Genomic DNA, 23567 nt, shown 5'->3' with positions numbered 1-23567 from the left:
TTTTTGGAGAAAACTACCTATTCAATTCCTTATCTTTTTCTTTCAACCAAAACTATGCTTTGTATTTTTTAACAATCAAAGAAGCATTGTGTCCACCGAATCCGAATGTATTGCTTAATGCAGCATTAACAACACGTTTCTGTGCTTTGTTGAAAGTAAAGTTCAATCTATTGTCAATTTCAGGATCGTCCGTAAAATGATTGATTGTAGGAGGTACAATATCATTTTGTACAGCAAGAATCGATGCAATCGACTCCACTGCTCCCGCAGCACCTAATAGGTGACCCGTCATTGATTTTGTAGAACTAATATTCAATTTATATGCATGATCCCCAAATTGCTCAATAATAGCTTTGGTCTCACTAACATCGCCTACTGGAGTCGATGTACCATGCACGTTAATATAATCAATAGCTGTTGCGTCTAAATTCGCATCAGCCAAAGCTTTGCTCATCGCTAAGCGAGCACCTAATCCTTCTGGATGCGAAGCAGTAATGTGATATGCATCTGCACTCATACCACCACCGGCAATCTCAGCATAAATCTTAGCACCACGTGCTAAAGCATGCTCTAAACTTTCTAATATAATAGCACCTGAACCCTCGCCAGAAACGAAACCGTCGCGATCCTTATCAAAAGGACGTGATGCCGTTTTCGGATCATCATTACGAGTGGAAAGTGCATGCATTGCATTGAACCCGCCAATACCAGCTTCATTAATTGTCGCCTCAGAACCTCCGCTAATGATCACATCAGCTAAACCCATACGGATATAGTTGAATGCATCAATCATCGCGTTTGTTGCAGAAGCACAAGCTGAAACTGCTGAAAAGTTAGGACCTCTCAAGCCATGTCGCATAGAGATATGTCCCGGAGCTAAATCAATTAACATCTTCGGTATAAAGAAAGGATTAAAGCGTGGTGTACCATCGCCCTTTGCAAATCCAGCAACCTCATCCAAAAATGTAGTCAAGCCCCCAATACCTGACCCCCAAATTACACCAATACGATTGGTATCTAGTTTATCAAACTCTAATCCCGCATCTTTGACAGCTTCGTCGGTCGATGCAATTGCATATTGAACGAAAGGGTCGATTTTACGAGCCTCTTTACGGTCCATATAGTTATGTGGATCAAACCCCTTCACTTCACAAGCAAATTGGGTTTTGAATTTTGACGCATCAAAATGCGTAATAGGAGCGGCACCACTTACACCATTAATTAACCCATCCCAGTATTCTGCGACGGTGTTACCTAGGGGTGTAAGTGCACCCAATCCTGTTACAACTACTCTTTTAAGCTCCATTAATATGTTTGGCCTAATAAAATTAGTTAGTTAACGTTTTTTTCTAAATAAGCGATTGCTTGACCTACTGTGCTAATGTTCTCAGCCTGATCGTCTGGAATAGCAACGTTGAATTCTTTTTCGAATTCCATGATCAACTCAACTGTATCAAGTGAGTCTGCACCTAAATCATTCGTGAAAGAAGCTTCTGGTGTTACTTCGTTTTCATCTACACCTAACTTTTCAACGATAATAGCTTTTACTCTTGATGCGATATCTGACATGATTTTCTAGTTTAATTGTTTAATAAATCTGTGCAAAGAAAAAATAAATTTCCCCAAAAATCAAATCTTTTTGACTTTTGAAAACAAATAAAGAACAAAGTTACCCCAAGAAAGGTTTTCCAACCTGCTAAAAACTAACTCTATTCAATAATAACAAAAGAAATACGCTTTTACAAACTTAATCCTTATTTAATGATATTTTTACGTAAAGCACCCTCTTTAATCTATTGAAAACCGTATTTTTGCTATCTGAACTGAAAGAAATCATAGATTGAGCAAGATAACTTTTAAACTTGAAACCGACTTTGACCTCGAACTGGATTTTATCCTGATTGGCATAAGCTCCGTCTTAAGAGACTATCGGCTTTGTCACTTTATCAACAAACACACCGGGCTCAAACTCGTACATGGTAAAGAAGATTACATAGACCATAACGGCAAGGAAAAAGAAAAACCGCAAAACGAACTCGACTACCACATCATCTACGAGACGAAGAAAAACAAACCCAGCGTACAACATCATTTCATCACCTACCGTTACAATAATCAAACTTACGACTTCGAATTCTATCTACTTAGCAATAAGTCTATTGAAGGAGGTACTTTGATCCCAGAGATTGTGAGCTTTGACTACTTTCTGCTGATAAAACATTATATTGATGAAGAAGATCTAGAAGCGCTAATAGAGAACATTAAAGCAATACCGGAAGTACTACTTGTAAAAGAAATAGACCCAACGGCATTGAAATCTAAAGAAAATCTGATATTTTAGCGAATTATTTTTAGATAGTGTAAGATATACACCAAAACCTAAATCGAAACCCTCCGGGGAAAAGTGTGGAACACTGCAAATAATATTGATTTAAAACATTAAAAAAAAGACATTACATGGATAAACTAAAAAAGCGAACCAAAATTGTAGCTACTTTAGGCCCCGCTTCCTCAAAAAAAGAAGTATTGACCCGAATGATTGCTAAAGGAGTAGACGTTTGCCGTTTAAACTTCTCGCACGGAAGCCAAGAAGACCACCAGAAAGTAATCAACACTATTAAAGAAATCAACCAAGAGTTCCCGTTTAAGGTAGGTATCCTTGCAGACTTACAAGGACCGAAAATCCGTATCGGCAAAATGAAAGAAGGCGGAGCAATCCTAATCAACGGAAGTCAGGTTGAAATCACTACAGAAGAATTAATTGGCGACGAGAACCGCATCTATATCACTTACGAAAACTTCCCGAACGACGTAAAAGAAGACGAAATCATCTTGTTAGATGATGGAAAACTTCAATTGCGCGTTTTGAGTACAAATCACAAAGACACAGTAAAATGTGAAGTTGTACACGGAGGTATCCTAACATCGAGAAAAGGGGTTAACTTGCCAAACACAAAAGTGTCTATCCCTTCATTAACTGAAGAGGATTTAGATAACTTAAACTTCGCATTAGACCACGGTGCTGACTGGATCGCCATGTCATTCGTTCGTTCCGCAGAAGATATCAAGCAGTGTAAAGAGATTATCAAAGAGAAAGGTTCTCATGCTCGCGTTATTGCGAAAATTGAAAAACCAGAAGCAATCGATAATATCGATGCAATTATCGAAGCGACAGATGCTGTGATGGTTGCTCGTGGAGATTTAGGGGTTGAGATGCCAATGGAAGAAGTTCCGGGATTGCAAAAAATCATCGCTCAAAAATGTCGTAATCTAGCGAAACCAGTAATTATTGCTACCCAAATGTTGGAGAGTATGATTACTACGCCTCGTCCTACGCGCGCAGAAGTGAATGACGTTGCGAACTCAGTAATTGATGGTGCAGATGCCGTCATGCTAAGTGGTGAAACTTCAGTTGGTGAATTCCCGGAGATCGTAATCGAGACCATGGCGAAAGTAATTACCCACGTAGAAAGCACTTCTTATCCTTATTACAGCGAGAAAGAAACATTAGGTACTGTTGAAGTAACACGTATCCCTGACGCAATCTGTGGATCCTCTATTTTCTTAGCAGAAAAGACCAAAGCTTCGGCTATCGCTGTTATGACTGCCTCGGGTTACACCGCATTAGAAATTTCTAGCTACCGTCCAGATGCTGATATTTACGTATTCACCGGTAATGAGAAATTATTAACGCAATTAAGTCTAGTATGGGGTGTACAATCCTTCATCTATGACAAGTACGAAAGCACAGATGGTACTATCCAGGATGTGAATGGCTTATTGAAGAAATACCATTTGGTTGAGCCAGGACAAATCGTAATCAACACTTCTTCTACTCCACTTCACGCAAAAGGTAGAACAAATACTATCCGCGTTTCAGAAGTAATGTAAGCAGAATGCATAAGAATAATAAAGGCCGTCTAACAGATGGCCTTTTTATTTCCTTAAAACTTATTTCTTCTTTTGATCCAAAGGCTCAGTACCCGGCATTGGCGAATTCTTCTTCCCATCTAAAGGTTTGATCAGTATAATGGAATCGTCCTTTTGTATCAACCGACGATTCATCTGACTATTGGGAATATCGACAGGATTCGTGTTGGTACTATCTTGAGGTAGAATATTCGGTGTCCCGTCCGCCATAATCTTAAAGTCAGGACGTTTGATCTTAACGCTATCTGCCCAGTCCGGTAAGCCCTTTTGCTTAGGGATGATATTTTCCTTATTTTGTGCTTGAGAGTTTATAAGAAAACCAAATATCAAAACAAATAATGGGGCAATCGTTTTCATAAGCAAGTCTTTTAACCACCTAAATATACTCAATATCAAGGCTATGCGAATTAGAAAACCATGGCAACCGCTGTTAAATTGTGTTAAATGAAGAAAACGACATAAATCCCTTATTATTTTTGTAACAAATGAAGAAAAGAAGTATTACGTTGATTATTGGATTAATGTCCATTGCGCTCTTGGGTGTTATGGCCATGCAGTATTACTTCATCCGGGAATCATTCAAACAGAAGTCAAAGCTATTTGACGAGGCAGTGAAAGCCTCGCTGACGGCCGTCGCAAATAAAATTGAACGTATCGAAATATATGAGTTTGCCCGCCAGCAGGAACGTGAAAATCAAGAGAAATTCAGACAGGATCAGGAACGCTTGCAGAAGAACGAACAGATTTTAGCGCTCCAAGTTAAATATCAGGATAGCATCAAGTTGTTACAACGCCTTGCATTTTCACATACGCAGCGCTTCAATGAGATGGAAACCCGCTTGAATCAACAGTATCCAACCGTTTTGATCAGCAACAATTTCTACGAAACCTACATCCGCCGTAAAGAATACAATCATCTAGTTCGAATTACCTTAGAGCAGGGTTATACTAGCGAAATGACTATTGGAGAATTTGCGCGCGTTTATGCTATCCGCGAAGTCAAAGAAGTGAAAGCAAAAGACGATAGCGCACGCTATGTCATCCCTATTTTCGGACCGAATTCCGCAATCACAGCGACTTTCGAAATCAGAACCCTCCCTCCTCCTGTTGACCTGCGCGTGCTCTCACAAATTGATGTATTAGAGAAGAAATTGAACAAACTCCGCAATCAGAAATTGATCGGTGCAGAAACACTTTTCGATTCCCTGAAGATCATGGGTGGAAAACAGAGTGCTATTATGGAGGATGTAGCGATCGGTATGCAATTATCGAAGCGTCCTTTAGAACAACGTATCGACAAAACGCAGGCTGTAGACTTACTGATCAATGAACTAGACCAACGTGGAATCAATTCCTCATTCGTGATGCAGGTTCGTAATTCAGAGAATAGTCCTTTGGTCTTCCAAGCAATCTTTAACTATAAAGATGAGAAGATTAAAGAAACCGATACCCCTCCAATGATTTACAAAGCGCGACTATTCCAGAGCGATGAAGGTAAATCTCCTGGTGAGCTGCGTGTATATTTCCCTAATAAAGGCTCTGTAATAGCGAGCACCATGGGTTATTGGTTGCTGCCAATCTTAGCCCTGCTGGCATTGCTTATAGGCTGTTTCGCCTATACGCTAAGCATTATCTTCCGTCAGAAGAAGATCTCCGAGATGAAAACGGATTTCATCAACAATATGACGCACGAATTCAAGACCCCTGTTGCCACTATCATGATTGCTTCGGAGTCATTAAAAGATCCGGAAATCTCTGCGGACGAGCGAAGGGTGAGCAAGCTTGCCAATATAATTTATGATGAAAACGTGCGCCTAGGTTCTCATATCGAGCGTGTCCTCAATATTGCTCGACTCGAAAAAGAGAATTTAAAAATCGAACGAACCAACGTACAGATCAACAATTTGGCAAATGCGGTGTTAGAAAGTATGAAGCTGCAATTAGAAAAAGCCGAAGGAACCTTAAATATACACCTGGATGCGGAGCATGATTTGGTGATTGGTGATGAGCTTCACTTATCGAATGTAATGTACAACTTGGTTGATAATGCCATTAAGTACAGTAAAGAACGTCCTGAAATAACTTTTAAAACATTCAACCGTGGGAAGAATATCGTAATCGCTGTTTCTGACAAAGGAATTGGAATGACAAAAGATCAAGCGGAGAAGATTTTTGATCAGTTTTACCGTATTCCGACTGGAAATATCCATAATGTCAAGGGTTTTGGATTGGGACTAAGTTATGTTAATGACATTATTAAACGCCTCAACGGAAAGATCACTGTGAAAAGCGAGAAAGATAAAGGCACACAATTTGAAGTAACTTTACCATTAAAGCATGCCTCACAAGAGGTTGCTTAATAAAATAGCAAAGGAATTATATGAATCAAAAAATATTATTAGCGGAAGATGACCCTAACTTGGGCGATCTTTTGAAAGACTATCTGGAACTAAAAGGCAAATTCGATGTAGTATTGAGCAAGGATGGTCAAGAAGCATTAGAAGCCTTTAGAAAGGATAATTTTGACTTATGTATCCTCGATGTCATGATGCCTAAGAAGGATGGTTTCTCTTTAGGTAAAGACATTCGGAAGATCAATCAAACAATACCAATCATCTACGCAACAGCGAAAGGAATGATGGAAGATAAGACGCAGGCCTTCGAGTTAGGCGGCGATGACTATATCACCAAACCCTTCCGCGTCGAAGAATTATTGCTAAGAATAAATGCACTCCTAAAACGAGCTGCAAAAGACAAAGAAGAAGAAGTTGCAGATAAATTCGAAATCGGCGATTACTTCTTCGATTATACAAGTCAGATTATCTCTTACAAAGGTCAACAACAGAAATTGTCGACAAAAGAAGCCGAACTTCTGCGCCTTCTTTGCTTAAAAAAGAATGACGTCTTAACCCGTGAAGAAGCATTAGTCAAAATCTGGCACGACGACAACTACTTCACCGGCCGTAGTATGGACGTTTTCTTAAGTAAGTTGAGAAAATACCTGAAAGAAGACCCGAATGTAGAAATCGTGAATGTACATGGTAAAGGGTATAAGCTTTTGGTAAGCTAGATTTAGATATTAGATTTGAGACATTAGACATAAGAACCTGCAGCAATGCGGGTTCTTTTTTTAAGCATTATGTTGTCTTGAACCAGGAAAAAAAGGATGTAAGGATTAACAAGATCCTGCAAATCTTTTAATCCTTCCTTTCCTGGTTCAAAGACAAAAAATCCTTCCTTTCTTGGTTCAAAACAATCTACCTCTTCCTCTCTAAACCAAAGGTGCAAAAACATCCTTCCTTTCTCGCCCACAACCTCCACCTCTCCCCATTCCAAAATAAAAAAAACTGCACTGCTGCAGTTTCTAATATCTAATGTCTAATATCTAATGTCTAAAATCTAAAGTCTAGATTCTAAAATCTCCCTTCCACTTCCCGAAGTCCGTTTTTCAGTCGTTCCTCTCCTAATCCTGATACCACTTTATAGTTGGCATTTAATGCGTCTAGTTCGTCTTTCCAGACCTGCATAAAGTGCGCTCTTTCGGTTGGAAAATCGCGTAGTGGATCATCTTCCCAAGGAAGGTCGATATCCATGAGTAGATAAAAATCATACTGCCTTTTTTTAATTTCATCGGTTACTTCTTTCGGAGTTTCACCGAAAAGGTGGTCACACCATATCTTGACCGTCAGAATTGTAGTGTCACAGACGATTACAGAAGGCTCAGTGGCAAGGAAAGCCTCTTCGAGGGCTACTTGCCCATAAAACATATTGACTTCGTCCTGGAGCGTGTATTCACGATTCAAATGCTCGCAGTAATATCTAGCGTACTCCGGAACGGCCAGCGTCTTTAATTCTTTCGCGAGGTATTTCGCCATGGTAGATTTTCCGGTAGACTCCGGTCCGACAACGGCGATCTTGATGGTCTTGTTTTCAGTAGCCTGCATAAAGGGACAATATTACTGAAAATTAAGATAGCTTTTTCGCCAATCCCTATATCCATTCCATGCAATGATCGTGAATGCGATGTAGAGAATCGCCGTCAGAATTAAATCCTTATGAATATAGAGCGGAATATAGCATAAATCGACAAATACCCACAGCAGCCAATTTTGAAGAACTTTGCGTGTCATCAAAAACTGCGCAACTAAACTGGTCGCTGTACAGAAACCATCGATGTAAGGCACATCAGAATCCGTTTTATGATCTAGAAAATAGCCGAGAATACCCGCAATCAATAAAATAATTGCTATAGTCAATCCCAGTTGTTTACTATTGAAGGATGTAATCGGCTTCTCCTCAGAGTGCGCTCGCCTATTCCAATAATACCATCCGTATACAGCCGTCCCGAGGAAATAAATTTGTAAAGTAGAATCTCCATATAGTTTAGCCTGATAGAAGATATATAGATAGAGACTGACGCTGATAATACTGATAGGCCAGTTCCATATATTTTGTTTTGCTGCGAGGAATACACAGATGAACCCGGAGATGGTAGCAAGCCACTCCAACAGGCTAGTTTCTAGAAATTGTTGGTAAAGTTGAGAGAGAAAATCCTGCATTCTTCAGTTATTAAGGATAACTAAAGATAGCAATAATTAGGAAAGAAAGGTCTTCTACAAGCTATTGAACCAATTTATTGGCGCAGTTTGTACTTGCAAAAGATTCTGGTTTCGCCTTGAAGATGAATCCCATTCCTAAGATATAGCCCATGGCTTCTTTGAGTGCGGTATTGGATTGAAAGTTGGGATTGGTGTTGATGTCAGCGTGGACTTCAAGGTCTACGGAATACTGATCGAGAAGTGGACAAAGCTCGTAGGCTGTTTCGATGGAGTATTGTACTTCAAGTAGCATCCTCTCTTTGATGCTCATGTTGTGCATTTTGCGGTCTTTGTGGATGAACATAAAGCCACCGCGGTGTTCCCGAAGGAAGACAATGACAGTCGCGAACTCGACGATACCTCGCTTGACCTGGGAGTCGGTACCGATATAAACCTTTAATTTGTTACCTAGGTTCTGTTCGCGGATAATAGTGTCCTCAACTGCGGATAGGATCGGGAGCTTTAATAATTCTCCATTGTATTTTTGCCATTCCATATACAAAGGTTTTGTTATCTAAATGTACTGATAAACTGTTCATTATATTTTTATTATATATTAACTAATTGCTAAATGTTTGTTTACTCTTGTGCTAGGAGGTTATTCCTTATTACCATATGCCAGGTCGCCCGCATCCCCCAAACCTGGAACGATATAAGACTTGCTGGTCAGCTCATTATCGACCGCTCCCACCCAGATCTGCACCTCCGGCAAGAAGGCTCTCACATGCTGTATCCCCTCTTCCGAAGCAATGACAGTAGCGATATGAAGCTCTTTGATATTGTATTCACTCAATAAATCTTTACAACAGAGCACTAAGCTTTTTCCTGTTGCCAACATAGGATCGGCCATGATGACCACTTTTTCATCAAGATTCGGCGTGTTTTGATATTTCTTATGGATTTCAAACTCACCACTCTTCTTGGTATGGCGATAGGCTGCGATAAAGGCGCTATCAGCGCGATCAAAAACATTTAGTAATCCCTGATGAAACGGTAGACCCGCGCGCATAATCGTGGCAATCACCGGCTGCTGAGGCATCAAATGCGTGCTTGCGACACCGAGCGGTGTTTCCACATCGACGTAATGGTATTCCAGTGTCTTACTGATCTCATAGGCCATCACCTCACCGAGGCGCTCAAGATTGCGGCGAAACCGCATCCGATCTTGCTGTATCCGTACATCTCTTAATTCTGCCAAAAAATGATTGGCAATACTGTTCTGTTTTGTTAAGATCGTTATCATGACAAAAAGTCTTGTTGTTAAGCAATTTAATAATTATTTTCCGCAATTGAGTGCGTTAATCAGTTATTATGGAAACGGAATAATATTTGATAAATTAGCGTGGAAAGGTAAGCATGAAATTTCAATTAACATCTGAATATAAACCTACTGGCGATCAGCCTCAAGCGATCAAAGAATTAGTAGCGGGCGTCGAGCAAGGAGAACAATATCAAACATTATTAGGCGTAACGGGATCTGGTAAAACATTTACCGTGGCGAATCTTATTCAAGAAACGCAGAAACCAACCCTCATTTTAAGCCACAATAAGACATTGGCAGCACAGTTATATGGAGAGTTCAAACAATTCTTTCCCAATAATGCAGTGCATTATTTCGTGTCCTATTATGACTATTACCAACCGGAAGCATTCATAGCTTCATCCAACACGTACATAGAGAAAGATTTAGCGATCAATGAGGAAATCGAAAAACTCCGTTTAGCAACGACCTCTGCGCTTATGTCTGGACGAAGAGATGTTATTGTAGTCTCATCCGTATCGTGTATTTACGGTATGGGTAACCCAGAAGATTTCTCGCGCTCAATCTTTCGATTTGGCGTAGGTACCACCATTAGTAGAAATGCCTTTTTACATAAATTGGTCGAAATACTTTACGCAAGGACTACGGCAGATTTCAAACGCGGTACGTTTAGAGTAAAAGGCGATACAGTCGATGTCTACCCTGCTTATATGGATAACGCCTATCGCATTTCCTTTTTCGGCGACGATATAGACGAGCTTAGTGAAATAGATCCTGTGTCGGGACGAACGCTTCAAAAGCATGAAACCCTAGCTTTATTTCCGGCCAATCTTTTCGTTACGCCGAAAGAGAAGTTCACCCAATCGATCTGGGGCATTCAGGAAGAATTGGTCCATCGCAAAGCACAACTGGAAGATGAGGGTAAAATGTTGGAAGCAAAGCGTCTTGAAGAGCGTGTTAATTACGATTTAGAAATGATGCGCGAACTGGGCTACTGTTCGGGAATTGAGAACTATTCTCGATTTTTTGATGGCAGACAACCAGGCATGCGCCCCTTCTGTTTGATCGATTATTTCCCGGATGATTACCTCATGGTTATTGATGAAAGCCACGTGACCATCCCTCAATTGCGTGCGATGTATGGTGGCGACCGCTCAAGAAAGATTTCATTAGTAGAGCACGGTTTCCGATTACCGGCGGCATTAGATAACCGACCATTGAACTTCCCGGAATTCGAATCCCTGACCAATCAAACGGTATATGTATCGGCTACTCCAGGGGATTACGAATTGCAACAGACCGAAGGTGTTGTTGTCGAGCAAGTCATTCGTCCTACAGGCCTTTTAGACCCGATCATAGAAGTTAAACCTGCAATCAACCAGGTCGACGATTTCTTGGAAGAAGTTGATAAGACCATTAAAGAGGGCGGTAGAGTGCTGGCGACGACTTTGACGAAGCGTATGGCGGAAGAGCTTACCAAATACATGACCCGCTTGAATATCAAAGTACGCTATATCCACTCGGAAGTAAAAACCTTAGAACGCGTGGAAATACTTCGCGGACTGCGCTTGGGCGAATTTGATGTCCTTGTCGGGGTCAACTTATTAAGAGAGGGTTTAGACTTACCAGAAGTGACCTTGGTGGCTATTTTAGATGCCGATAAAGAGGGTTTCTTGCGATCTGAACGTTCCTTAATCCAAACGATCGGACGTGCAGCACGTAATGAAAAAGGCCGCGTGATTATGTATGCGGACAAGATGACTGATAGTATGCGGATTACCATCGATGAAACGAACAGACGTCGTGATAAGCAGATCAGTTACAACTTAGAACATGGCATTACCCCTCGTACGGTTGGTAAAACAAAAGAAGAGATTCTGGAGCAAACTTCGGTCGCTGATATGGGGGTAGGACCAAAAGCTTATATAGAACCAGATGCGGCAGCTTCTGTTGCTGCCGATCCACTTATCGAATATATGAGCGATAATGAAATGAAAAAAGCGATAGAAACAGTGCGCAAGCGTATGGAAAAAGCTGCAAAAGAGATGGAATTCTTAGAGGCAGCGAAATTACGCGATGAGATGTTCGCGCTGGAGAAAGCCTATGAAGACAAATTTGGAAAAAGATAGATTCTTCGAAACGAAATAATTTTTAAATAGCATTTATATAAAAACAAAGCCACCTAAAATAGGTGGCTTTGTTTTTATCTTATCAGTCTACCCGGAAACTGTGTTATATTTTCAAGCGTTAATTGTTGCATGACCTGATACAATTGTGCTTTGAACATGGTTATGGTATGATCCGCACCCTCATCCCCTAATGCCCCAACGCCATACATAAATGGGCGGCCCATAAAGTTAAACTCCGAACCCACGGCATAGGCTCTACCTAAATCCACGCCAGAGCGTATCCCACCATCCAACATAATCTTTATCTTTTCCTTATACACAGGATTTGAAGCTAATTTCATCAATGAATGTATAGAAGATTCACCTGCATCAATCTGTCGGCCACCATGGTTGGAAACAATGACCCCATCGGCACCGACCTGAATTGCAGCTTCCATATCTTCATCGGTTGTAATACCTTTTAACACCAAAGGTCCTTGCCAAATATCGCGAATCGCTTTCACTTTCTCCACATTCACTTTCCCAGTGAATGTACGGTTCATGAATTGTCCAAGCTGCGCGAGATCTAATCCCTTTTCCATATAGGGTTTCAACGTGGCAAAGGAAGGAATCCCGTGCTGAAGTGTTTTAATCCCCCATGCCGGACAGACCATTGCCTGCAATATATTCTGAATATTCATCTTGGGCGGCATAGAAAGACCCGATTTAATTTCCCGATACCGTAAGCCGAATGAAGGAACATCGACGAGTACCACCAAAACAGGACATTCTACATCTTTTAAACGGCGTAAAATATCATCTCTTAATCGATCTTCCGTAGGATGATAAAGCTGAAACCATGCCTTCCCATCGGAGACCTCGGCGATGCGTTCTATCGAACTGGTAGAAACGGTACTTAAGGTATAGGGTATATCATGCTTGGCAGCGGCTTTCGCCAATATTTCAGGTGCATTAGGCCACATTAGTCCTTGCAATCCAATCGGTGAAATACCGAAGGGAGCAGCATAAGTTCGGCCGAACAGGTTTACCGACATATCAATATCGCCAGCAACATGCAGATACTGTGGCTTTAGAAGAATATCGTCAAAATCATTCTCATTTCTTGCTAAGTTAAGCTCTTCATTACAGCCTCCTTCGAGGTAATCGAAAGCAAACTTGGGAATTCTTGATTTAGCTTTACGCTTTAAATCAGTTACTGAAGGATATTTTGAATTGTATTTGAATAGTATTTTTTTACTCATGGATCTAAAATGATCGGTTAGAACGTTAAACGTCTAAATTAAGGCAAATAATCGATAAGACTGTCCTGTACTTTGATGTGCAGGATAGAAAATCGGTAATTATCAAAATAATGGGGCTTACTCTTTTATCTCGAGTTTCTCTACGACAGATCGGTGTCCCGATTTCCCATAGAAAATAATATGGTCCACCTTGGTTCCAAGGCCCGAAGTTCCCTCCTTCTGCTGAATAAAAATACGCTCTACACGCATCTTCACGTTGTTCACCGTGGTTTCAACATAGGAACCCTTATTTGACTTGATGTGCAGGAAAAACTTTTGGCTTGGCAGCGACACGATTGATGCCTCGTAGGAATCTGAATCCACTACTTGCGTAGAGATGCCATAGGCGAAATTCCGCTGAATTACAGAGAGCGGCTTTATCTTGCCGTCCTCATCAAATAATTCACGATACACTTCGATCGGATCCTTCTTATTGATGTTGCCATCATCAAGTCGATTCAAAGCGAAGATATAAGTATTATGCCCCCGATTATGTTGGATATAAAACAAAACATCTTTCATATTCGAGGGTTTTGGGTATCCTGATTGTGCTAGAACCGGGAGGATCAAGTTAATCAGGCAGACTAATAGCAGCGTATGCTTCATGTGATATGAAATTTGCTTTAAATTACAGCAAATTATATTAAGTAGAAGTAAAGTTTTAGTAAAAGATTTTAATCTACTCCACCGCCGCGGTTCATGAATTTTGAAATTAACCAAATAATCAAGGCAACAACAATAACTACCATGATAATGCCGGACCACATCCCCGCTTTAAAGATACCCTCAATTGCAGCACAACTACTCAATAAACTAGTCACCGCAAAAACCATTAATCCTAATGTCAATCTATTCATATTCATATTTTATTTCCTTTACTATTAAAAACAACCATAGCTACAAATAGTTTGAGTACAAAGCCCGAATCGAACTTCGTTTCTCGATACATCATACTAATGATTTGTAAACCAACATGCTACCGAAAAGCGATTGGAACGATCTGTATAAATGTTTATCCAAGAAAATAAACAAAAACGGTCTGCATATCACTACGCAGACCGTTTCATACGATATTTTATATTACTACAAGCTTAGTTTATTCAGCTCTTAAAATCTTAGCGGCTTCCACCATAGATTCTAATGCTGCTTTTGTCTCAGGCCAAGCACGAGTTTTCAAACCACAGTCAGGGTTAACCCATAATTGCTCAGCAGGAACTACCGCTTTTGCTTTACGAAGTAAATTCACCATTTCTTCCGTGCTAGGAACGCGTGGAGAGTGGATATCATATACACCAGGACCAATATCGTTTGGATATTTAAAGTCAGCAAATGCATCTAATAATTCCATTTGAGAACGTGAAGTCTCAATCGTGATCACGTCAGCATCCATTGCAGCGATATCTTGAATGATATCGTTGAATTCTGAGTAACACATGTGTGTGTGGATCTGCGTATCATCATCAACGTTTGACGAAGAAACGCGGAATGAACGTACAGCCCAATCTAAATATGCTTGTTGATCTGCTTTACGCAATGGTAGACCTTCGCGAATAGCTGGCTCATCAATTTGAATAATTTTGATACCTGCTTTTTCTAATGCCTGAACTTCGTCAAGAATAGCTAAAGCGATTTGATATGTCGTTGTTGAACGAGGTTGATCATTACGCACGAAAGACCATTGTAAGATCGTAACAGGACCTGTCAACATCCCTTTCACTGGACGGTTAGTCAACGATTGTGCATAAGCTGACCAACGTACAGTCATGTCTTCAGGACGGTATACATCACCATAAATTACCGGAGGTTTAACGCAACGAGAACCGTAGGATTGAACCCATCCGTTTTGAGTAAATGCATATCCTGCTAATTGCTCACCGAAGTACTCAACCATGTCGTTACGCTCGAATTCACCGTGTACTAATACATCGATATCTAATTCTTCCTGTAAACGGATTGTTCTTTCAGTTTCTTCAGCGATTTCTTTGTCGTATTGCTCTTGTGAGATTGCTCCTTTTTTCAAATCAGCTCTCCATTTACGAACATCTTTCGTTTGTGGGAATGAACCGATTGTTGTAGTTGCGAATCCTGGCAAGTTAAATTTAGCTTGTTGAGCAGCTTTACGTGCGTCAAAAGGAGAAGTACGTTTTGCATCATCATCAGTAATGTTGCTAACGCGTTCTTTAACCTCTGGCTTGTGGATCAATGGAGAAGTACGACGGCTTTCTGCAGCAGCTTTGTTAGCTTCGAAACGTTCTTGAGTCGCAGCATCAACTTCACCTTCTGCTAATACCGCTAAGTCCTTAACTTCCGCTAATTTTTGTTTAGCAAATGCTAACCAGTTTTTAACTTCTTTAGGAAGCGACTCTTCGTTATTTTCGTTATCTAAATCAAATGGAACGTGCAATAATGACGATGAAGGAGCAACCCATACGCGGTCTTTACCTAAAGCATCAACTGCTTGTTTGATTTTTACTAAAGAGTTTTCGTAATCATTTTTCCAGATATTTCTTCCTTCGACAATACCTAAAGATAAAGTCAATGAAGCTGGAACTTTTGATAATATAGTGTCAAGCTGTTTTTCACCACGAACTAAGTCTAGGTGTAACGCGTATACCGGAAGACTAACTGCTGTGTCTTCGTTGTCGCGTAGAGCTTCGAAATATGTAGCAACGATTAATTTAACGCCTTTCGCAGCAGCAGCAAGTTTTTCAAAAACTTTACCGTACAATGCGCGAGTAGCATCATCAATATCAAGCGCTAAGAAAGGTTCGTCGATTTGAACGTATTGAGCACCAGCTTCCGCTAACTTTGATAAGATTTCTTCGTATACAGGAAGTAAGTTATCGATAAGGTCGATACGGTTAAATCCTGATTCTTTTTCCTTACCTAATAATAAGTAAGAGATTGGGCCAATGATAACTGGTTTAGTCTCAATACCCAATTGTTTAGCTTCGTTATATTCGCTTAAGAATTTTTCAGAAGTTAATTTGAATTCTTGGTTTTTTACAAACTCAGGAACGATATAGTGGTAGTTCGTGTCGAACCATTTTGTCATTTCCATAGCAGTAACATCTACGCCACCCTCTTGGAAACCACGAGCCATCGCAAAATATAAGTCTAAGTTATATTGGCGATCGATTTTATTTAATAATGAATTGTAACGAGCAGGGATTGCACCTACAGTTAAAGATAAGTCCAATACTTGATCGTAAAATGAGAAGTCATTCGATGGGATCAAATCGATACCCGCTTCTTGTTGAGTCTTCCAGTTGCCTTCACGGATTTTCAGTCCAGCTTGCAATAATTCTTCCGCGCTAATTTTCTTCGCCCAGTAAGCTTCGTTAGCTTTCTTTAGCTCGCGGAATGCACCCACACGTGGGTATCCTAAGTTGTTCGTTAATAACATACAGTATTGAATAAATTTTTAATCTACTATTTTACTTTGCTAGAGAAGGCCACTTAGGACTAGTGAACTTGGCTTATCATTCCTTTTTCAAAGGTAGAATTTAGCACCTTGTCAAGAGACAGGTTGCTAAGGCTTCATCGGGTCTATTCCCTCTGCCTTTCTCTATAAGCGACGGCTAAGATATGGAGAAGAATTGAATAAAACAAAAAAAAGTAGTTAGTATTTAGTAGTTAGTAGTTAGACCTATGGCGGAAATTGATTTTAGATGTTAGATATTGGAATTTGTCTTGAAGAAAGGAAAGGAAGGATGCAAGGATGAGCAGGATATTTGGCATGCGGTAAAAGTGAGGGACAAATTGCCCACCATAGTTCTTTATACTAAGTACTAACTACTAAATACTATTTCTGAACCAGGAAAGGAAGGATTCAAGGATTGACAGGATCAGGTATAGTGGAGAATGATGGGATTCAGATCATAATCGTGCGTTTCAGAAGACGTTTCACTAAACGTCTCCTATAAAAAATATAATTCATCCGCTATCAAACGTAATACACGATCCTGCTCATCCTTTTATCCTTCCTTTCCCTGTTCAAAACAAAATTCCCTTCCTTTCCCTGTTCAAAACAAAATTCCCTTCCTTTCCTATTTCAAAGACAAAATCCCAATTCTAAAATCCTTCCTTTCTTCAAAACAAACCACAAAAAAACCTGCATTGCTGCAGGTTCTTAAATCTTACATCTAATATCTGATGTCTAATATCTAATATCTAATAACGATACGCTTCCGGCTTGTAAGGGCCTTCTACCGTAACACCGATATATTCTGCTTGTTCTTGTGTTAGTTCTTCTAACTCTACACCGATATGTGCTAAGTGTAAACGAGCAACTTTCTCATCTAAGTGTTTAGGAAGTGTGTACACTTGCTTTTCGTATTGATCTGTGTTTGTCCACAACTCTAATTGCGCTAAAGTTTGGTTAGTGAACGAGTTTGACATTACGAAAGAAGGGTGACCAGTTGCACATCCTAAGTTTACTAAACGGCCTTCGGCTAATAAGATAATATCCTTACCGTCGATTGTATATTTATCAACTTGCGGTTTGATTTCCACTTTAGTAGATCCGTAGTTGTCATTTAACCAGGCAACATCGATTTCATTATCGAAGTGTCCGATATTACAAACTACAGTTTTATCTTTCATTGCTTTGAAGTGTTCCGGACGAACGATATCCTTATTACCTGTTGTGGTTACTACGATGTTTGCTTCAACAATCGCATCAGCCATTTTCTTCACTTCGTAGCCTTCCATTGCCGCTTGCAACGCACAGATAGGGTCAATTTCCGTAACGATTACGCGTACTCCAGCAGAACGTAAAGATTCTGCGGAACCTTTACCTACATCTCCGTAGCCTGCTACAACCGCAACCTTACCGGCCAACATTAAGTCAGTAGCACGGCGGATCGCATCTACTAAAGACTCACGGCAGCCATATTTGTTATCAAATTTCGATTTTGTAACCGAGTCATTCACGTTAATTGCAGGCAAGTGCAATGTTCCGTTTTTCATGCGCTCGTATAAACGGTGCACACCAGTTGTAGTCTCTTCAGAAAGACCTCTGATGCCATCAATTAACTCAGGAAATTGATCGAACACCATATTGGTCAAATCGCCACCATCATCTAAAATCATATTTAAAGGCTGACGTTCTTCGCCAAAGAACAAAGTCTGCTCAATACACCAGTTAAACTCCTCTTCGTTCATACCCTTCCAAGCATAAACCGGAATTCCCGCAGCAGCAATCGCCGCAGCAGCATGGTCCTGTGTTGAGAAGATGTTACATGATGACCAAGATACATCCGCACCTAATTCTACCAATGTTTCGATTAACACTGCAGTTTGAATCGTCATGTGCAAACAGCCCGCGATACGAGCACCTTTTAATGGTTTAGAAGCACCAAACTCTTTACGAAGGCTCATTAATCCTGGCATCTCTGCTTCTGCCAATTCTATTTCTTTACGACCCCATTCGGCTAAAGAGATATCTTTCACTTTGTAAGGTACGTAGGTAGTTTCTAATGATGACATAAATAATCTTTATTTTAGTTTTTGCGGTACAAAATTACTTGATAGCCAAGTCAATTCAAAATACAATAGCATTATACCTACAGAAATTGACATTAACTTGAGGAACCTTGCTTGACGTAACTCAGTTTTAAGCCTATATTTGCATAAACTAAAAAGTAAAGAAAATGTACCCAGAATATCTAGTAGCTCCAATGCGTCAAGAACTTGTAGACGCAGGATTCCAAGAATTAAAAAGTATTGAAGAAGTGGATGCGGCGATTCCTTCTGAAGGAACAGTATTCGTTGTTGTAAACTCGGTATGTGGTTGTGCGGCAGCAAATGCTCGTCCAGCTGCGAAAGCTGCAGTTAAAAATGCTAAACATCCGGACAAATTGGTTACGGTATTTGCAGGTATGGAGAAAGACGCGGTAGATAAAGCACGCCAATACATGTTGCCTTACCCTCCATCATCTCCAGCAATGGCATTATTTAAAGATGGACAATTAGTGCACATGATAGAAAGACACATGATTGAAGGCCGTCCAGCTCAAATGATCGCTGACAACTTAGTCGCAGCATTTGACGAATACTGCTAACAATCTTTGTATTTTGAATTTTGAATACTGAAAAAGCTTCTTTTAAAATTAAAAGAAGCTTTTTCTTCTTACAGACTTTTCTTTGTACTTTTAGCAATCAACCAATAATTATGAGAAAGGCAAGCCTTTATATTTGCATACTATTCAGTATATCCCTTTTGTTTTCCTGCACCACCAATCAGCAGATCGACTTAATCGTATACAACGCAAAGGTGTACACGGTAGACTCTTCTTTTCGAACGGTCGAAGCGATTGCTATAAATAACGGTGTATTCATCGATCGTGGTAATTCACAGGATTTATTGAATAAATACGATGCAAAAGAAAAGATTGATGCTGCCGGTAAATTCGTCTATCCTGGTTTCTACGATTCACACGGACACTTCTTCCTTCTAGCGGATGCTATGGACGAGGTCAACCTCTTAGGGACGGCCTCCTACGACGAACTCCTCTCTAGATTACAAACTTATATAACGGCAAATCCAGATAAGAAATGGATCATTGGCAATGGCTGGGATCAAAACTTATGGCCCGACAAGCAATTCCCAACAAAAGACTCGTTGGACAAATATTTCCCCGATATTCCAATCTTTCTTTCTCGCGTTGATTATCACGCCGCTTTGGTCAACAGCAAAGCTTTAGCTGCTGCTTCTATCGACAGTGTATTTATGGTCGAGGGCGGACTGATTTCTTCTAACGAAGAGGGTGAATTGGATGGTATCCTATTGGACAATGCGATGAAACTGGTTAGCGAGCATATCCCTGAACAGAATAATGAAGTACTGGTAAAAATGCTCAAAAGAACACAGGACTCCCTGTTTTCCGTCGGTCTAACAAGCATAGTCGACGCTGGCTTGACGGAACAACAGATCGATGTATTGAAGGTCTTTTACAATGCCGACTCCCTGCAGATCCGAAATTATGCGATGGTGGCTGCCAATCCTAAAAGTGTTAAGAATTACCTTCGCTCCGGCACATTTGAATCTGAACGTTTGACTGTTCGCTCTTTTAAACTAATGGCAGATGGAGCCCTAGGATCACGGGGCGCCTGCTTACTACACCCCTACCATGACTCGCCGACGAACGGCTTCCTTTTGCAGAGCTCGGAAGAATTTGACGACTTGATCAAGCAGTTGGCGAAAAGCAACTTCCAAGTAAATACGCATGCAATTGGGGATTCGGCAAATCGCCTGATCTTGGACACCTATGGTAAATATCTGAAGGATTCCAAAGATCGTAGATGGCGTATTGAGCATGCTCAAATCATTGCACCCGGTGATTTCAAGAAATTTAAAGAGTTCTCCATCATCCCTTCGGTGCAGCCTACGCACGCCACATCAGATATGTATTGGGCGGAAGATCGCCTGGGACATGACCGTATGAAAGGCGCCTATGCCTACAGAGATTTATTGGAACAATATGGATTGCTAGCATTAGGGAGCGATTTTCCCGTGGAACATTACAATCCTTTATATGGATTCCACGCTGCAGTCGCTCGAGTCGATAAGAATAATTTCCCGAAAGGCGGTTTTCAGTTCGAGAATGCCATCACCCGAGAGCAGGCTTTACGTGGAATGACCATCTGGGCAGCCTATGCTTGTTTCCAAGAAAAGAAAAGAGGAAGTATTGAAAAAGGTAAAGACGCTGATTTCGTTATCCTGGATGAAGACATCATGCAAGCGGCTCCTGAAAAACTCCGTGACATCAAAACCCTGCAAACCTTTGTAGCAGGCGAATCGGTATTCAAAAGAAATCAATAAAATTATGTTGTAGCGAGCTCTTGCAGCTCGTTTTTCTTTTGTACACGATAAATCAGCCAACTGAATAACAGCGCAACAGGTAATCCAAAAATCAGGTACAGAAATAGCGTAAACTGTAGATAGTATAACGAAAGAATATCACGTTCGACTTCTTGCCCCACATACACGTTATCGTATTTGCTATTATAATAGGTATGCGTAGCTGCCAGCGCCTGAAACATATTGCGCACTTTATTCTTAGGCAATGCCTCCAAATACGCAAAATCACTAATATCGCGCATCTTGAAGTGATTATATGAACGACGTAAATGTTCATCCAAGTCTTCTTGATTACCGCGAATCACATTTATGAACGAGACGTAGTCAGTGTACTTAAATCCCATCCAAGCCTTGGCGGTCGTCAAATATGGATCTTTTTTGGAAAACAAGGGAACAACGAACAGCGTATTTAATTCGACCTTACCCAAGTTAGCACCTCCCGCAAATTCGAAATAGGAAAAGGGAATAACACGCATACGGTCTACATGCCAATCGTTCAACTCAATAAAGTCAAATGATTCATAAGGCTTAATATCATTTATCGATTCTAGACGAACAACATCCGCTAAATTATAACGAATGCTCTTGCCCGTCGGAATAAAAATGAACACAGAAATTAAACATAGCGATACGTAAAGGAAAACGTCGACGGCATAAACTTGAGCAAAGAGGTGTCGCCCGAGATATAAGTCCTTAAAATAGCGATCGCGGAGGAACCAAATGGCAACAATGCTAACTGCGATAGGAACGATCCACATAGCCCAGGAAGGCCAAAAAGAGTTCCCTCCCATCGCAAAAGCTGCAAATATCAATCCCAAAAGCAGCATAATGGTGAAACTTAATAGGATGTATGGCAAAAACACGTGTTTCCAAAAAGTATGCTTCATAAGAGTTGTTTTGGTTTATGAAATATAACAAATCTTTATCAATGAGCGGAAAGCATACTAAGACTTTCATCTTACTATTGAAACAGCAACAGGAAAGAAAGTTCTTGCTGGATTTTGAGAACAGACAGTTTCAGAAAATAAAAAAACCTTAGCGAGGCTAAGGTTTCAATGTATTATTGCATATCAAACAAATGTTTCTCTGCGTGGTAAGATGAACGAACCAACGGCCCTGATTCAACATACTTGAATCCCATCTTTAAACCAATTTCTTTATACTTCTCGAAAGTTTCTGGAGTAACCCACTCGACTACCGGGTGATGCGCCTTTGTAGGTTGTAAATATTGACCGATAGTCAATATATTCACGCCTGCATCATATAAATCTTGCATCGTCTCAACCACATCCTCTTCGGTCTCGCCAAAACCTAGCATAATACCCGATTTTGTTCGCAAACCAGCAGCTGCAATTCTGCGTAAACACTCCAAAGAGCGATCATATTTCGCTTGGATACGCACTTCTCTTGTTAGACGTCTTACCGTTTCAATATTATGAGAAACTACTTCCGGGCGAACAGCGATCAAACGATCTAAGTTTTCCCATTGTCCTTTGAAATCTGGAATCAAAGTCTCTAATGTAGTTTCAGGACTTTCTCTACGAATAGCCAAAATAGTCTCCGCCCAAATCGTCGAACCACCATCCTTCAAATCATCACGGTCAACCGATGTTATTACACAATGCTTTACCTGCATTAACTTCACCGAGTTTGCTACACGATTAGGCTCATCTGTATCTACGGCCAATGGACGTCCTGTGGCTACCGCACAGAAAGAACACGAACGCGTACAGATATTCCCCAAAATCATGAAAGTAGCCGTACCTGCTCCCCAACACTCTCCCATGTTCGGACAGTTACCGCTTTCGCAAATCGTATGTAATTTATGCTCGTCAACCAGGCCTCTCACGTGGCGGTATTCTTTACCCACAGGAAGCTTAACACGCAACCAATCTGGTTTACGCTGTGTCTGGTTTGCTGGAATAACCGGTAGTTCAATCATAGCACAAAGGTAAACATATTTAATTTATTAGTTATATATTAGATATAAGATTTCAGATATTAGACCAGATCCTGACAATCCTAAAATCATTCCTTTCCTGTAGTTAGATTTTAGAAATAAGATTTAAGACATTAGACCGAATCCTGCTCATCCTTATATCGTTCCTTTCTTGGTTCAAGACAGCCAGCATTTTCTCCTTTAACTTTTTTCTGAACCAGGAAAGGAAGGATGCAACGATGAACAGGATCAGTACGCCTTATTTTATAAGGTATTGTCTTGAACCAGGAAAGGAAGGAGGCAAGGATGAACAGGATCGGGTACAGCTTATTTGATAGGGTGTTATCTTGAACCTGGAAAGGAAGGATGTAAAGATGAACAGGATCGGGTACAGCTTATTTGATAGGGTATTGTTCTGAACCAGGAAAGAAAGGATGCAACGATGAACAGGATCGGGTACAGCTTATTTTATAAGGTATTGTCTTGAACCAGGAAAGAAAGGATGCAAGTATGAACAGGATCCTGACAATCCTTATATCCTTCCTTTCATGGTTCAAAACAAAGTA

General features: G+C 40.5%; 22 protein-coding genes and 1 riboswitch. Of the genes, 7 read left to right on the top strand and 15 right to left on the bottom strand.

Features of this window, described 5'->3' with window-relative positions; all coding sequences use genetic code 11:
• Positions 1-52: 52 nt before the first annotated feature.
• The gene (gene fabF / locus B2400_RS03895) at positions 53-1306 is read right to left on the bottom strand and encodes a beta-ketoacyl-ACP synthase II (RefSeq protein ID WP_149524818.1); all 1254 of its coding nucleotides are present in this window, start codon (positions 1304-1306) and stop codon (positions 53-55) included.
• A gap of 26 nt (positions 1307-1332) precedes the next feature.
• Positions 1333-1569: an acyl carrier protein gene (locus tag B2400_RS03890; RefSeq protein ID WP_079643602.1), complete on the bottom strand. Its 237-nt coding sequence runs from the start codon at positions 1567-1569 to the stop codon at positions 1333-1335.
• 271 nt (positions 1570-1840) lie between these two features.
• Here B2400_RS03890 and B2400_RS03885 point away from each other — a divergent pair, with 271 nt between their 5' ends.
• Together B2400_RS03885 and pyk are read left to right on the top strand one after the other, a co-directional pair.
• A complete protein-coding gene (locus B2400_RS03885) occupies positions 1841-2341 on the top strand; it encodes an IPExxxVDY family protein (RefSeq protein WP_149524817.1) in 501 nt (166 codons plus the stop codon).
• A 116-nt stretch (positions 2342-2457) separates the two neighbouring features.
• Positions 2458-3891 carry a pyruvate kinase gene (pyk, locus tag B2400_RS03880; RefSeq protein ID WP_293931011.1) on the top strand — a complete coding sequence of 478 codons (1434 nt, stop codon included), beginning with the start codon at positions 2458-2460 and terminating at the stop codon, positions 3889-3891.
• A 60-nt stretch (positions 3892-3951) separates the two neighbouring features.
• Here the strand turns inward: pyk and B2400_RS03875 are convergent, their stop codons facing one another.
• A complete protein-coding gene (locus B2400_RS03875; protein WP_293931009.1) occupies positions 3952-4287 on the bottom strand; it encodes a hypothetical protein in 336 nt (111 codons plus the stop codon).
• Between the two features lie 128 nt (positions 4288-4415).
• Between B2400_RS03875 and B2400_RS03870 the strand changes: the two genes are divergently transcribed.
• Positions 4416-6290 carry a sensor histidine kinase gene (locus B2400_RS03870; protein ID WP_149524814.1) on the top strand — a complete coding sequence of 625 codons (1875 nt, stop codon included), beginning with the start codon at positions 4416-4418 and terminating at the stop codon, positions 6288-6290.
• Positions 6291-6310: 20 nt separating this feature from the next.
• Positions 6311-7000 carry a response regulator transcription factor gene (locus tag B2400_RS03865; RefSeq protein WP_149524813.1) on the top strand — a complete coding sequence of 230 codons (690 nt, stop codon included), beginning with the start codon at positions 6311-6313 and terminating at the stop codon, positions 6998-7000.
• A gap of 23 nt (positions 7001-7023) precedes the next feature.
• Here B2400_RS03865 and B2400_RS03860 read toward each other — a convergent pair whose 3' ends face one another.
• From B2400_RS03860 to upp, 5 genes are all read right to left on the bottom strand, one after another.
• Complete coding sequence (locus tag B2400_RS03860) at positions 7024-7242, bottom strand: hypothetical protein (protein ID WP_293931005.1); 219 nt, start codon at positions 7240-7242, stop codon at positions 7024-7026.
• A gap of 101 nt (positions 7243-7343) precedes the next feature.
• Positions 7344-7874: an AAA family ATPase gene (locus B2400_RS03855; protein WP_149524811.1), complete on the bottom strand. Its 531-nt coding sequence runs from the start codon at positions 7872-7874 to the stop codon at positions 7344-7346.
• Between the two features lie 12 nt (positions 7875-7886).
• A complete protein-coding gene (pnuC, locus tag B2400_RS03850) occupies positions 7887-8489 on the bottom strand; it encodes a nicotinamide riboside transporter PnuC (RefSeq protein ID WP_149524810.1) in 603 nt (200 codons plus the stop codon).
• Positions 8490-8550: 61 nt separating this feature from the next.
• Positions 8551-9024, bottom strand: a complete 474-nt coding sequence (locus B2400_RS03845; protein ID WP_293931000.1) for a ribonuclease H-like YkuK family protein — start codon at positions 9022-9024, stop codon at positions 8551-8553.
• Between the two features lie 102 nt (positions 9025-9126).
• The gene (gene upp, locus B2400_RS03840; protein WP_149524808.1) at positions 9127-9771 is read right to left on the bottom strand and encodes a uracil phosphoribosyltransferase; all 645 of its coding nucleotides are present in this window, start codon (positions 9769-9771) and stop codon (positions 9127-9129) included.
• A gap of 113 nt (positions 9772-9884) precedes the next feature.
• Here upp and uvrB point away from each other — a divergent pair, with 113 nt between their 5' ends.
• Positions 9885-11918 (top strand): excinuclease ABC subunit UvrB, encoded by a 2034-nt coding sequence (uvrB, locus tag B2400_RS03835; protein ID WP_149524807.1) that lies wholly within the window; start codon positions 9885-9887, stop codon positions 11916-11918.
• Positions 11919-11992: 74 nt separating this feature from the next.
• On the opposite strand, the gene B2400_RS03830 is transcribed toward uvrB, so the two are convergent.
• The 5 genes from B2400_RS03830 to ahcY all read right to left on the bottom strand — a co-directional run bounded on the left by B2400_RS03830 (position 11993) and on the right by ahcY (position 18688).
• Positions 11993-13159, bottom strand: a complete 1167-nt coding sequence (locus B2400_RS03830) for an alpha-hydroxy acid oxidase (RefSeq protein WP_293930995.1) — start codon at positions 13157-13159, stop codon at positions 11993-11995.
• Positions 13160-13276: 117 nt separating this feature from the next.
• Complete coding sequence (locus tag B2400_RS03825; protein WP_293930992.1) at positions 13277-13804, bottom strand: DUF4833 domain-containing protein; 528 nt, start codon at positions 13802-13804, stop codon at positions 13277-13279.
• A gap of 68 nt (positions 13805-13872) precedes the next feature.
• Positions 13873-14055 (bottom strand): hypothetical protein, encoded by a 183-nt coding sequence (locus tag B2400_RS03820; RefSeq protein ID WP_149524804.1) that lies wholly within the window; start codon positions 14053-14055, stop codon positions 13873-13875.
• Between the two features lie 239 nt (positions 14056-14294).
• Positions 14295-16604, bottom strand: a complete 2310-nt coding sequence (gene metE, locus B2400_RS03815; RefSeq protein WP_149524803.1) for a 5-methyltetrahydropteroyltriglutamate--homocysteine S-methyltransferase — start codon at positions 16602-16604, stop codon at positions 14295-14297.
• Positions 16605-16674: 70 nt separating this feature from the next.
• Positions 16675-16775: riboswitch (SAM riboswitch) on the bottom strand.
• Positions 16776-17371: 596 nt separating this feature from the next.
• A complete protein-coding gene (gene ahcY / locus B2400_RS03810) occupies positions 17372-18688 on the bottom strand; it encodes an adenosylhomocysteinase (RefSeq protein ID WP_286652442.1) in 1317 nt (438 codons plus the stop codon).
• Between the two features lie 164 nt (positions 18689-18852).
• Between ahcY and B2400_RS03805 the strand changes: the two genes are divergently transcribed.
• Both B2400_RS03805 and B2400_RS03800 read left to right on the top strand, forming a co-directional pair.
• A complete protein-coding gene (locus tag B2400_RS03805) occupies positions 18853-19263 on the top strand; it encodes a BrxA/BrxB family bacilliredoxin (RefSeq protein WP_293930986.1) in 411 nt (136 codons plus the stop codon).
• Between the two features lie 110 nt (positions 19264-19373).
• Positions 19374-21023 (top strand): amidohydrolase, encoded by a 1650-nt coding sequence (locus B2400_RS03800; RefSeq protein WP_286652443.1) that lies wholly within the window; start codon positions 19374-19376, stop codon positions 21021-21023.
• A gap of 2 nt (positions 21024-21025) precedes the next feature.
• Here B2400_RS03800 and B2400_RS03795 read toward each other — a convergent pair whose 3' ends face one another.
• Together B2400_RS03795 and lipA are read right to left on the bottom strand one after the other, a co-directional pair.
• Positions 21026-21949: a hypothetical protein gene (locus B2400_RS03795; protein WP_293930983.1), complete on the bottom strand. Its 924-nt coding sequence runs from the start codon at positions 21947-21949 to the stop codon at positions 21026-21028.
• 173 nt (positions 21950-22122) lie between these two features.
• Entirely contained in the window at positions 22123-23004 is an 882-nt protein-coding gene (gene lipA, locus B2400_RS03790) for a lipoyl synthase (RefSeq protein ID WP_149524798.1), read from the bottom strand.
• Positions 23005-23567: the final 563 nt, after the last annotated feature.

This window comes from Sphingobacterium sp. UBA6645 (genome assembly GCF_002455685.1).
GTDB classification, from domain to species: domain Bacteria; phylum Bacteroidota; class Bacteroidia; order Sphingobacteriales; family Sphingobacteriaceae; genus Sphingobacterium; species Sphingobacterium hotanense.
The sequence above is the reverse complement of the archived record's forward strand: the minus strand, read 5'-3'. Positions and strand labels throughout refer to the sequence as shown.